The organism is Streptomyces fuscichromogenes (assembly GCF_014645815.1).
Taxonomy (GTDB): Bacteria; Actinomycetota; Actinomycetes; order Streptomycetales; family Streptomycetaceae; genus Streptomyces; species Streptomyces fuscichromogenes.
Genome location: NZ_BMML01000014.1, coordinates 256,576 through 268,659, shown reverse-complemented (window position 1 = coordinate 268,659; position 12,084 = coordinate 256,576). Strand labels below are relative to the sequence as shown.

Annotated in this window: 11 protein-coding genes; 6 read left to right on the top strand and 5 right to left on the bottom strand. The window is 72.7% G+C overall.

The genetic code is table 11. The features are described from left to right. Both IEZ11_RS29110 and IEZ11_RS29105 read left to right on the top strand, forming a co-directional pair. A partial coding sequence (locus tag IEZ11_RS29110) for a biotin/lipoyl-containing protein (RefSeq protein WP_189265877.1) occupies nucleotides 1-963 on the top strand: 963 nt, incomplete at its 5' end. A 73-nt stretch (nucleotides 964-1,036) separates the two neighbouring features. After that, a complete protein-coding gene (locus IEZ11_RS29105; protein WP_189265876.1) occupies nucleotides 1,037-1,657 on the top strand; it encodes a TetR/AcrR family transcriptional regulator in 621 nt (206 codons plus the stop codon). Nucleotides 1,658-1,670: 13 nt separating this feature from the next. On the opposite strand, the gene IEZ11_RS29100 is transcribed toward IEZ11_RS29105, so the two are convergent. Both IEZ11_RS29100 and IEZ11_RS29095 read right to left on the bottom strand, forming a co-directional pair. Then, a complete protein-coding gene (locus IEZ11_RS29100; RefSeq protein WP_189265875.1) occupies nucleotides 1,671-2,639 on the bottom strand; it encodes a DeoR/GlpR family DNA-binding transcription regulator in 969 nt (322 codons plus the stop codon). Between the two features lie 166 nt (nucleotides 2,640-2,805). Next, the gene (locus IEZ11_RS29095; RefSeq protein WP_189265874.1) at nucleotides 2,806-4,254 is read right to left on the bottom strand and encodes an NAD(P)H-quinone dehydrogenase; all 1,449 of its coding nucleotides are present in this window, start codon (nucleotides 4,252-4,254) and stop codon (nucleotides 2,806-2,808) included. Nucleotides 4,255-4,350: 96 nt separating this feature from the next. Between IEZ11_RS29095 and IEZ11_RS29090 the strand changes: the two genes are divergently transcribed. The 4 genes from IEZ11_RS29090 to IEZ11_RS29075 all read left to right on the top strand — a co-directional run bounded on the left by IEZ11_RS29090 (nucleotide 4,351) and on the right by IEZ11_RS29075 (nucleotide 9,359). Then, on the top strand, nucleotides 4,351-4,791 hold the full coding sequence (locus IEZ11_RS29090; protein ID WP_189265873.1) for a gamma-glutamylcyclotransferase family protein: 441 nt from the start codon (nucleotides 4,351-4,353) through the stop codon (nucleotides 4,789-4,791). Between the two features lie 143 nt (nucleotides 4,792-4,934). Next, nucleotides 4,935-5,759, top strand: a complete 825-nt coding sequence (locus IEZ11_RS29085) for a purine-nucleoside phosphorylase (RefSeq protein WP_189265872.1) — start codon at nucleotides 4,935-4,937, stop codon at nucleotides 5,757-5,759. A 480-nt stretch (nucleotides 5,760-6,239) separates the two neighbouring features. After that, nucleotides 6,240-7,871, top strand: coding sequence for a phospho-sugar mutase (locus IEZ11_RS29080; protein WP_189265871.1), 1,632 nt, complete (start codon nucleotides 6,240-6,242; stop codon nucleotides 7,869-7,871). 300 nt (nucleotides 7,872-8,171) lie between these two features. After that, nucleotides 8,172-9,359 (top strand): putative hexosyltransferase, encoded by a 1,188-nt coding sequence (locus IEZ11_RS29075; RefSeq protein WP_189265870.1) that lies wholly within the window; start codon nucleotides 8,172-8,174, stop codon nucleotides 9,357-9,359. Nucleotides 9,360-9,363: 4 nt separating this feature from the next. Here IEZ11_RS29075 and IEZ11_RS29070 read toward each other — a convergent pair whose 3' ends face one another. Genes IEZ11_RS29070 through IEZ11_RS29060 form a run of 3 tightly spaced genes read right to left on the bottom strand, consistent with a single transcriptional unit; the run spans nucleotide 9,364 to nucleotide 11,998 of the window. Further along, complete coding sequence (locus tag IEZ11_RS29070; protein WP_189265869.1) at nucleotides 9,364-10,128, bottom strand: hypothetical protein; 765 nt, start codon at nucleotides 10,126-10,128, stop codon at nucleotides 9,364-9,366. Further along, the gene (locus IEZ11_RS29065; protein WP_189265868.1) at nucleotides 10,125-10,985 is read right to left on the bottom strand and encodes a phosphate ABC transporter ATP-binding protein; all 861 of its coding nucleotides are present in this window, start codon (nucleotides 10,983-10,985) and stop codon (nucleotides 10,125-10,127) included. Before IEZ11_RS29065 ends, IEZ11_RS29070 begins: the two co-directional genes overlap by 4 nt. Before the next feature lie 44 nt (nucleotides 10,986-11,029). Continuing rightward, nucleotides 11,030-11,998: a sortase gene (locus IEZ11_RS29060; protein WP_189265867.1), complete on the bottom strand. Its 969-nt coding sequence runs from the start codon at nucleotides 11,996-11,998 to the stop codon at nucleotides 11,030-11,032. Nucleotides 11,999-12,084 lie beyond the last annotated feature (86 nt).

Sequence of the window (12,084 nt, the reverse complement as noted above, 5' to 3'; positions counted from 1 at the left end):
GGCACCTGCGAGTTCCTGGTCGGGCAGGACGGCACGATCTCCTTCCTGGAGGTCAACACCCGTCTGCAGGTCGAGCACCCGGTGACCGAGGAGGTCGCCGGGATCGACCTGGTCCGCGAGATGTTCCGGATCGCCGACGGCGAACCACTCGGTTACGGCGACCCGGAGCTGCGCGGTCATTCCTTCGAGTTCCGGATCAACGGGGAGGACCCGGGCCGGGGCTTCCTGCCCGCTCCGGGCACCGTCACCCGCTTCGACGCGCCCTCGGGTCCCGGTGTCCGCCTGGACGCGGGCGTGGAGGCCGGCAGCGTGATCGGCCCCGCCTGGGACTCCCTGCTGGCCAAGCTGGTCGTCACCGGCCGCACCCGCGCCGAAGCGCTCCAGCGGGCCGCCCGTGCGCTGGACGAGTTCCAGGTCGAGGGCATGGCCACCGCGATCCCCTTCCACCGCGTCGTCGTCCGCGACCCGGCGTTCGCTCCCGAGCTGACCGGCTCCGAGGACCCCTTCACGGTCCACACCCGCTGGATCGAGACCGGGTTCGTCAACGAGATCAAGCCCTTCGCCGCCCCGGCCGACGCCGAGGCCGAGGAGGACAAGGACCGCGAGACGATCGTCGTCGAGGTCGGCGGCAAGCGCCTGGAGGTCTCCCTCCCGGCCGCCCTGGGCATGACCCTGGCCCGCACCGGCCTCGCCGCCGGCGCCAAGCCGAAGCGCCGCGCCGCCAAGAAGTCCGGCCCGGCCGCCTCCGGCGACACCCTCGCCTCGCCGATGCAGGGCACGATCGTCAAGGTCGCGGTCGAGGAGGGCCAGGAGGTCAAGGAGGGCGACCTGATCGTCGTCCTGGAGGCCATGAAGATGGAACAGCCCCTCAACGCCCACAAGGCCGGCACCGTCAAGGGCCTCGCCGCCGAGGTCGGCGCGTCCCTCACCTCCGGCGCCGTGATCTGCGAGATCAAGGACTGACGCCACCCCGCATCGCATCGCCCGGCGAACGTCAACCGACCGTTCGCCGGGCGCCCGACTTTCTGGAACGCCTATGCGCGCCGACGCCCGCCGCAACCACGACCGGCTGCTGGCCGAGGCCCGCGCCGTGTTCGCCGAGCACGGCACGGACGCCTCGCTGGAGGATGTGGCCCGGCGGGCCGGCGTGGGCATCGGCACCCTCTACCGCCACTTCCCGGACCGGCACGCCCTGATGAGCGCGGTCTTCGAGGACGCGGTGGACGAACTCCTTGCCAGGGCCGACGCGTTGCAGACGGCCGCGCACCCGTGCCAGGCCCTGCTGACCTGGCTGCACGAGGTGGTCGTCCACGCGGCGGCCTACCGGGGCCTGTCGAGGGCCCTGATGTCGGCCTCCCCGGCCTCGGCCCTCTCCCGCTGCGGCACCCCGATACGGGAGGCGGGCGCGGCCCTGCTGACCCGGGCTCAGAAAACGGGCACGGTACGCCCGGACGTACAGATCACCGATCTCCTCCGACTCACCCACGCCATCGCCCTGGCGGCGGAGGAGTCACCGGAAGACCCGGCCCTGGCGGACCGCTTGCTGACCCTGACTCTGAACGGACTCAAGCCGGAGAAACCCAGGGGCGCGGGGAACGGCGCGACCAGCCACAGTGGACCGGCACCCGCGCAACGACCGAACCCCCACGGCGCTTAGGCGCTGAAGCCCCTCACCGCCGCCGCATGTCAGCAACCCGCCCCCGCTCGGCCCCCGTCGGCGGCTCCCCCTGGAGCATCGACGCCGAGCGCAGTCCCGACGCCCCCGGCCCCTGACTCCGGCGCGGCCCCGGCAGGGCGACGTCCCGACGCTGGTGATGCTGTTGCCGCGCCGGGACCTGGTCACCCCCCGGGCTTCCCGACGCCCCGGCCACGGCGATCTGCACCCCCTGATCGGCAAGGGCCTGCAGCTCGGTGAGGGCACGGTCGTCGTGGCCCGGCGGCTCGTCCGTGACCAGCCGGGTGATGACATCGGTCGGCACGGTCTGGAACATGGTGTCCGTACCGAGCTTGGTGTGGTCGGCGAGGATCACGACCTCCGCGGCGGCCTGCACCAGCGCCCGGTCGACGGACGCCGACAGCATGTTGGACGTGGACAGCCCCCGCTCGGCCGTCAGGCCGCTCCCGGACAGGAAGGCCTTCGACACGCGCAGCCCCTGGAGGGACTGCTCCGCACCGGAGCCGACGAGCGCGTAGTTGGAGCCCCGCAGGGTCCCGCCGGTCATCACGACCTCGACCCGGTTGGCATGGGCCAAGGCCTGCGCCACCAGCAGTGAGTTGGTGACGACGGTGAGGCCGGGCACTCTGGCCAGCCGGCGGGCGAGCTCCTGGGTGGTGGTACCCGCACCGACCACGATGGCCTCGCCCTCTTCGACGAGGCCCGCGGCGAGATCGGCGATGGCCGTCTTCTCGGCGGTCGCGAGATGAGACTTCTGCGGAAAGCCGGACTCCCGCGTGAACCCGCCCGGCAGTACCGCACCGCCATGCCGGCGGTCGAGGAGTCCTTCTGCCTCCAGCGCGCGCACGTCCCGCCGTACGGTCACTTCGGAGGTCTGGACGACGCGGGCGAGCTCACGGAGCGACACGGCCCCGTTCGCTCGCACCATTTCGAGGATCAATTGGCGACGTTCTGCAGCGAACACGAAACTGACAGTAACCCCAACGACCGTCTGCTTTCAGCAGTTTGCGCCGAATAGCAGAAGTTGTTCGCACAGCAGGGTCAGGAGTGGTATAGGGCCCATCCCGCCCGACTATGCCGCTCGCATGTCCGACAACTCCCCGTGACCAGCGGGGAGTCGGTTCCGGCCGTCAGAGTTCGCTGCCGGTCTTCCGGGTGTGCAACTGCCGCGCCACCTCCGCGATCGACCCCGAAAGAGAGGGATACACCGTGAAGGCGTTCGCGATCTGTTCGACCGTCAGATTGTTGTCGACGGCGATCGAGATCGGATGGATCAGCTCCGAGGCCCGCGGCGAGACCACCACACCGCCCACCACGATCCCCGTCCCCGGCCGGCAGAACATCTTCACGAAGCCGTCCCGGATGCCCTGCATCTTGGCGCGCGGGTTCCGCAGCAGCGGCAGCTTCACCACCCGGGCGTCGATCTTCCCGGCATCCACGTCCGCCTGCGTGTACCCCACGGTGGCGATCTCCGGATCGGTGAAGACGTTCGAGGACACCGTCTTCAGGTTCAGCGGGGCCACCGCGTCACCCAGGAAGTGGTACATCGCGATCCGCCCCTGCATGGCGGCCACCGACGCCAGCGCGAACACGCCCGTCACGTCACCGGCGGCGTACACCCCCGGAGCCGTCGTCCGCGACACCTTGTCGGTCCAGATGTGCCCGGAGTCGCGCACCTTGACGCCCGCCTCCTCCAGCCCGAGCCCCGCGCTGTTCGGAATGGCGCCCACGGCCATCAGACAGTGCGACCCGCTGATGACCCGCCCGTCCGCGAGCGTGACCTCGACCCGGTCCCCCACCCGCTTGGCCGCGGCCGCCCGCGACCGCGCCATGACATTCATCCCACGCCGCCGGAAGACGTCCTCCAGCACAGCCGCCGCGTCCGGGTCCTCACCGGGCAGCACCCGGTCCCGCGACGACACCAGCGTGACCTTCGAGCCCAGCGCCTGGTACGCCCCCGCGAACTCGGCACCGGTCACACCCGACCCGACCACGATGAGTTCCTCGGGCAGCTCGGTCAGGTCGTACACCTGGGTCCAGTTCAGGATGCGCTCGCCGTCCGGCTGGGCGTCGGGCACCTCCCGCGGATGACCACCGGTGGCGATGAGCACCGCGTCCGCGACGAGAGTCTCCTCACTCCCGTCCGCCGCGCTGACCACGACCTTCCGCGACCCGTCCAGGGCCTGCATGCCCTCCAGCCGCCCCCGCCCCCGCATGACCCGCGCACCCGCACGCGTCACCGAGGCGGTGATGTCGTGCGACTGGGCGAGCGCGAGCCGCTTCACCCGCCGGTTGACCTTCCCCAGATCGACGCCGACCACCCGCGCGGCCTGCTCCAGCGGCGGGGTGTCGTCGGCGACGATGATCCCCAGTTCCTCGTACGACGAATCGAAGGTCGTCATGACCTCGGCCGTAGCGATAAGGGTCTTCGACGGCACGCAGTCGGTCAGCACCGACGCTCCGCCCAGACCGTCGCAGTCGACGACGGTCACCTCCGCGCCGAGCTGCGCGCCCACCAGCGCCGCTTCATAGCCGCCGGGTCCGCCACCGATGATCACGATCCGAGTCACGTACTCCATTGTCCCGCACGCTTCAAGGTGCTACTGCCCGGGGGCGCCACCCGGTGCTCCCCGGGACGGGAGTGACCACCGTGACGCCTGCCGTACCCTCTCTCCATGTCGTCGCTCTACGCCGCGTACGCCGGCAATCTCGACGCGCGGCTGATGTCCCGCCGCGCCCCGCACTCGCCCCTGCGCGCCACCGGCTGGCTGAACGGCTGGCGGCTGACCTTCGGCGGCGAGCAGATGGGCTGGGAGGGCTCCCTGGCGACGATCGTCGAGGACCCGATGTCCCAGGTCTTCGTCGGGCTCTACGACCTCGCCCCGATGGACGAGGAGTCCATGGACCGCTGGGAGGGCGTCGCGCTGGGCATCTACCGCCGCGCCAAGGTCCGCGTGCACACCCTGGAGGGCGAGGAGACCGCCTGGCTCTACGTCCTCGACGGCTACGAGGGCGGTCTGCCGTCCGCCCGCTACCTGGGCGAGATCGCCGACGCGGCCGAGTCCGCGGGCGCCCCGCACGACTACGTGATGGAACTCCGCAAGCGCCCCTGCTGAGCCCCAAGACGCACAGACCACCCACAGCCCGCCCAAAAGTAACCCGCGTCACACCCCTTCATCGGAAACGACAAGACAACGATCGCAATCCCATGAGCTCCGTCATCTACGCGCGTAGGCCCAGACCGGCTACTCTCATGCGCGTGAACGCATCTCTCCTTCCGGACGACATCCAGGGCGACCCCCACGCCGCCGCCGACGCGGCCGCCGCCCGCCTGCGCGAGCTCACGGGCGCCGAGACCCACGACGTCGCCCTCGTGATGGGCTCCGGCTGGGCTCCGGCCGTCGACGCCCTGGGCGCGCCCGACGCCGAGTTCCAGGTCACCGAGCTGCCCGGCTTCCCGCCGCCGGCCGTGGAGGGACACGGCGGCACGATCCGCTCGTACTCCTCCGGTGACAAGCGCGCGCTGGTCTTCCTGGGCCGTACGCACTACTACGAGGGCCGGGGCGTCGCCTCCGTGGCCCACGGCGTGCGCACCGCCGTGGCCGCCGGCTGCAAGACGATCATCCTCACTAACGGCTGCGGCGGCCTGCGCGAGGGCATGCGCCCCGGCCAGCCGGTCCTCATCAGCGACCACATCAACCTGACGGCGACCTCCCCCATCATCGGCGCCAACTTCGTCGACCTCACCGACCTCTACTCGCCCCGCCTGCGCGCCCTGTGCAAGGAGATCGACCCCAGCCTCGAAGAGGGCGTCTACGCGCAGTTCCCCGGCCCGCACTACGAGACCCCGGCCGAGATCCGCATGGCCCGCGTCATCGGCGCGGACCTGGTGGGCATGTCGACGGTCCTCGAAGCGATCGCTGCGCGCGAGGCGGGGGCCGAGGTCCTGGGCATCTCCCTGGTGACGAACCTCGCCGCGGGCATGACCGGCGAGCCCCTCAACCACGAGGAGGTCCTCCAGGCGGGCCGCGACTCTGCGGCACGCATGGGCGAACTGCTGGCGCAGGTACTGGGCAGGCTCTGAGGCCGCCATCCGGGTTGCCGCGCGCGGTCCGAGTGCGTCCGCGGGTCCGCCGCGGCTGGTCGCGCAGTTCCCCGCGCCCCTCACGGGGCGCTGCAGTCACCCAAGCCGGAACCGCGACGGAGTGCTGCAACCACCCGCGCCACGCCCGCCACGGAACGACGCTCCGCCACCCGCGCCACAGCCTGGACGGGACGAAGCACCGCAGTCACCCGTGCCAGGATCGGGACGGCCGCCGAAGCCGCCGTCCGTCGCGAGTGATCGCGAGTGATCGCGAGTGATCGCAAGGGGACGGGGCGGGGAGTTTCCGCCCGCAGTGGCCGGCGTTCGTCGGCCTGGACCGTACGAGAGACAGCGCCGCCGGTCCGAGGACGGAGACTCCCCGCCCCGGCACCGACCCACCCCGAACCGTAGGCGCCACGCGCACCCCCACCGAAGCCGCGCATGCGCCGCAGGCACACCACGAGAGGTTGGACGACGACCGTGCACGACGATCTCATCGCCCGGGCCAGGACCTGGCTCGCCGAGGACCCGGACCCGGACACCCGCGACGAGCTGGCCAAGCTGATCGACGCCGGCGACCTCCCCGAACTGTCGGCCCGCTTCAGCGGCACCCTCCAGTTCGGCACCGCCGGCCTGCGCGGCGAACTCGGCGCCGGCCCGATGCGCATGAACCGCTCCGTCGTCATCCGCGCCGCCGCCGGCCTCGCCGCGTACCTGAAGAACCACGGCCACGCCACCGGCACCGTCGTCGTCGGCTACGACGCCCGCCACAAGTCCGCCGACTTCGCCCGCGACACCGCCGCCGTGATGACCGGCGCCGGCCTCCGCGCCGTCGTACTCCCCCGCCCCCTCCCCACCCCCGTCCTGGCCTTCGCCATACGGCACCTGGGCGCGGTCGCCGGCGTGGAGGTCACCGCCAGCCACAACCCGCCCCGCGACAACGGCTACAAGGTCTACCTCGGCGACGGCTCCCAGATCGTCCCGCCCGCCGACGCGGAGATCGCCGCCGAGATCCAGGCAGTCACCACCCTGCACGACGTCCCCCGCCCCGACACCGGCTGGGAAACCCTCGACGACACCGTCCTGGACGCCTACCTGGCCCGTACGGACGCCGTCCTCTCCCCCGCCTCCCCGCGCACCGCCCGCACGGTCTACACGGCCATGCACGGCGTCGGCAAGGACACCCTCCTCGCCGCCTTCGCCCGCGCCGGCTTCCCCGCCCCCGTCCTCGTCACCGAACAGGCCGACCCCGACCCCGACTTCCCGACCGTCGCCTTCCCCAACCCGGAAGAGCCCGGCGCGATGGACCTCGCCTTCGCGAAGGCCCGCGAGACGGACCCCGACCTGATCATCGCCAACGACCCGGACGCCGACCGCTGTGCGGCGGCCGTCAAGGACAACGGCGCCTGGCGCATGCTCCGCGGCGACGAGGTCGGCTCCCTCCTCGCCGCCCACCTGGTCCGCCGCGGCGCGCGGGGCGTCTTCGCCGAGTCGATCGTCTCCTCCTCCCTCCTCGGCCGTATCGCCGAGAAGGCGAACCTCCCCTACGAGGAGACCCTCACCGGCTTCAAGTGGATCGCCCGCGTCGACGGCCTGCGCTACGGCTACGAGGAGGCCCTCGGCTACTGCGTCGACCCCGACGGCGTCCGCGACAAGGACGGCATCACCGCGGCCCTTCTGATCACCGAACTGGCCTCGGTCCTCAAGGAGGAGGGCCGCACCCTCCTCGACCTCCTCGACGACCTCGCCGTGGAGCACGGCCTGCACGCCACCGACCAGCTCTCGGTCCGCGTCGAGGATCTCTCCGTCATCGCCGACGCGATGCGGCGCCTCCGCGAGCACCCCCCGACCGAACTCGCCGGCCTCCCCGTCACCAGGGCCGAGGACCTCACCCGGGGCACGGACCGGCTGCCCCCCACCGACGGCCTCCGCTACACCCTCACCGGCGCCCGCGTCATCGTCCGCCCCAGCGGCACCGAGCCCAAACTGAAGTGCTACCTGGAAGTGGTGGTCCCGGTGACCGACCACACCGGCCTGCCCACGGCCCGCACCACCGCGACCACCCTGCTCACCGCGATCAAGCGGGACCTGTCGGCGGCGGCCGGCATCTGACCGCGCCGAGGGGTGCCCCCGTTCCCCGGGGCACCCCCACCCACGGCCAGCCCACCCTGCACGCGACCGCGAACCGGTCCACCTCCGCCCCCGAGGCCGCCGGAGGCCGCCGGAGACCGGCAGCGGCCGGCGAATACCGACTGGACCAAACCTTTTCGTTGACCCATGTACGGGTCCGTGGCACCCCATCGGGTGATTTACCGACCGCAGTTGACGCGGGCTCCATGCGCCACCCCGGCGGCCGGGCAACGGTGAACGGGTAACACCCGCCGAAACAGCCGTCGTACTGGAGCCGCCGCCGTGTCCTCGACCGCCCCCGACACCGCTCCCCGCGGGCACATCCCGGGCACCCGACGACCCCACCACCCCACCGCGACCGCCGCCCCCCGGCACGCCCTGCGCCGGGCGGCTCCCGCGCTCGCCGCGTACCTCGCCGTACGGCTCACCGGGCTGGTGTTCCTCGCGGTGTGGGCGCACCGGCGGCACCACGGGGTGTGGCCGATGCTGGCGACGCAGTGGGACTCCCGCTGGTACCTGGGCATCGCCGACCACGGCTACACCCACACCCTCGGCATCGCCTACGACCACAACAACCTGGCGTTCTTCCCGCTGTATCCGCTCCTGGTCAAAGCGGTCGCGGTGCTGACCCCGGGCACCCGGGCCAGCACCGGCCTGGCGCTCGCCTGGCTGGCGTCGCTGGTCGCGGCCTGGGGCGTGTTCGCGGTGGGCGACCGGCTGGCCGGCCGCCGGGTCGGCGTCCTGCTCACCGTGCTGTGGGCGGCGTACCCGGTCGGACTCGTCCAATGGATGGGCTACACCGAATCCCTGTTCACGGCGTTCGCCGCGTGGACGCTGTACGCGGTGCTGACCGAGCGCTGGCTGTCCGCTGCGGCCGGCTCGGTACTGGCCGGGCTGACCCGCCCGACAGGCATCGCCCTGGCCGCCGCCGTGACGGTCACCGCGCTGCTCGCCCTGCGCATCCGCCGCTCGCCCCGCGTCCTGACGGCGGCTCTGGTGGCCCCCCTCGGCTGGTGCGCGTACGTCGGCTGGGTGGGCGTCAGACTGGGCCGCTGGGACGGCTACTTCGCCGTGCAGCGGATGTGGCACAACGAACTGGACGGCGGCGCGGAGACCCTGCGCTGGCTACGGCACCTGTTCGGACAGGTCTCGCGGCCGGAGCTGTTCCTGGTGGTGGTGAGCCTGACGATGCTGGTCTCCGTCGTCCTGTTCGGGCTCTCCGCGGCGGACCGCCAACCGCTTCCGCTCCTGGTGTTCAGCGCGGTCCTGCTCCTGATCGTGACGGCCAGCGGCGGCGTCTACTTCCCCCGGGCCCGGTTCCTCCTGCCCGGCTTCCCGCTGCTGCTGCCGGTCGCCGGGTACCTCGCCCGAGCCTCGGCACGCGTCCGCGTCCTCGCCCTGACGGCGGCGATCGCGGGCTCGGCGTACTTCGGGGCGTACATGCTGCTGGTGTGGCCGAGCGCGCCGTGAGCGGTCAGTCCCGCACGAGGTAGCTGAACCCCGTGTCCGGCCCCACGCACGACTGCAGGGTGAGGTCGCCCCAGTAGAGCCCGGCGGCCGGCGCGCCGCGGCCCGGTGTGACGTAGTGGGCGTACACGGTGTACGACCAGGTGCCGCGCGGGGTGCCGACGGTGACCCGGGTGCCGACACGAAGGGTGGCGAACAGGTCGAAGCCGCAGTAGTCGTGGCCGACGATCACGACGGTCCGCATCGCGTAGCCGTCCTCGGTGCCGATGTCGGGTCCCGCCCACTGCACGGCGTCCTGACAGGCGTCCACCTCGTCCTGCCCGCCGCGGATGACGCCCGCGGACCAGCCACCGATCCGGATGGTGGTGCCGGCCGACCGCTGGACCGCACCCGCGGCGGCCCTCGGTGCGGGGGACACGGCGGTGGCGGAAGTGCTCGGACGGCGGGACGACGTGACCGGCACCCGGCGGGACAGGTCCGGCCCGGGCACCCGGCCGCCGTCCGCGCTCACGGACGGGCTTGCCCTGCCGGGCCGTGCGGTACGGCGTACGGGCGGCGCGAGGGAGGCCGGCACGGCGGCGGACGTCGCGGGAGCCGCAGGAGCCGAGGGAGCCGCCTGCGACGACGGCGACGACGTCACCGGGGCCGGATCCCCCGGTGTCCGGTCCGCGGTGTCCGACGCCCCCGCTCCGGCCCCGCACCCGGCGACGAGCAGCACCGCCACCAGCGCCCCCGCGCCCCGGCCGACAGCCGGCCACCGCCGCGCCGTCACCCGAAGCGTCCGTTCACGTAGTCCGAAGTCCTCTCGTCCTGGGGCGAGTTGAACATGGCATGGGTGCCACCGTGCTCGACGATCACACCGGGTGTGCCGTGCGCGGCGAGGAAGAAGGCGCAGTTGTCGGAGACCCGGGCGGCCTGCTGCATGTTGTGGGTGACGATGACGATCGTCACCTCGTCCCTGAGGTCGTGGATGGTCTCCTCGATACGGCGGGTGGACGTCGGGTCGAGCGCCGAGCACGGCTCGTCCATCAGCAGCACCCGCGGCCGTACCGCGAGCGAGCGCGCGATGCACAGCCGCTGCTGCTGACCGCCCGACAGCGCCCCGCCGGGCTGCCGGAGCCGGTCCCGGACCTCCTTCCACAGGCCCGCCTTGGTGAGGCACTCCTCGACCAGGTCGTCCTTGCCCTCGCGGCCGGTCCTGATGGCGTTGAGCCTGAGACCGGCGACGACGTTGTCGTAGATGGACATGGCCGGGAAGGGGTTGGGCTTCTGGAAGACCATGCCGATCTCGCGGCGGGCGTGGGTGATGCGCCGCCCGCGGTCGTAGATGTCGACCTCGTCGAGCAGCACCCGCCCGGCCAGCGAGGCCGAGCCGATCAGTTCGTGCATCCGGTTGAGGATGCGCAGGAAGGTCGACTTGCCGCAGCCGGAGGGGCCGATGAGCGCGGTGACCTGGCGGGCGGGCATGGTGAGCGAGACCCGGTCGAGGACCTTGTGGTCGCCGAACCAGGCGGAGACGGCGTCGGCGCGCAGGGTGGCGGGGCCGTCGCCGAAGCGGGGTCCGCCGCCCCGGCCGTCCTCGACGGGCGGCTGGACGGCGGTGTCGACGAGATCGGTGTTCTCGGACATGCGGTGGGTCAACTCCGTTGGGTGGCCGGTGGTGCGGAGCGGGTTCAGAGCAGGTTCGGCAGCAGTGCCGTGAGGGACTGGGAGTCGGCGAGGCCCAGCGCGAGCAGCAGCGGGCCGGCGCAGATCCAGGTCTGCCAGCGGCCCCAGACGCGGAAGGAGACCACCGTGAGCAGCGCGGCGAGCAGCAGGCCCTGGGTCCACAGGAAGACGCCGAGCCAGGCGCCGGAGTCGGTGCCGAGGGCCTGCTCGGAGTCGGCGATCCAGCCCGCCCGCAGGTCCCGCGGCGGGTTGGGCTGCACGGCCGTGACCAGCCTGGCGTCGACCCGGAGCACCCCGTTCGGGGTGTACGGCGCACCGGTCGCGGTGATGAGGGTGAGTCGGCCCTGTCCCGCGGCGACCGGGGCGGGCAGTTCGTCGCCGGCCCGGCGGATACCGGTGACCTCGTAGACCGCCCTGCCCTGGCCGGTGGTGATCTCGACGCGGCTGCCGACGGGCAGCAGGCGCAGGTCGTGGAAGGGGCTGCCGTACCCCCACTGCCGGCCCATGATCACCGCGGTGCCGGCCTGACCGGGCAGCGGGGTGTCCCTCCGGTGCCCCGGTCCCGCCATGAGCACCTCGGGGGTGGTTCCCTCGGCGACGACCTCCTTGAGGCCGAGGGCGGGGATGCGCAGCAGGGCGACGGGCGCGCCCGGCCCGAGCAGCTTGCCCTCGTAGTCCCGCTGGCCCACGGGGGCGGTGCCCAGGGCGAGTTCCTTGCGCAGTTCGTCGTAGGCGGTCTGCTGGTCGCGGGCGTGCTGGAGGTGGCCGACGACGGTGAGGTTCGCGGCGAAGCCGAGGAGCACGGCGGCGAGAACGCACAGGGCCGCCCCGGCGAGTGCGAGCCCGGGGCGGGCGGGGGGCCGCGGGGTCTCGCGGCGCGGCTCGGTGGTCGGCGGGGGCGGTGGCGGTGGCGGGGCGGGCGGTCCGCCGACGGGCGCCGACGCGCCGGCCGAGGGCGGGGCGAGGGTGGTCACGGGGTGCGCTCCTCGAAGCGGAGGGTTCTCTACGGCTTCCTGCGGGGACGGGGCGGGCCCGGGGGCACGTCGGCGTGCGCCCCGGG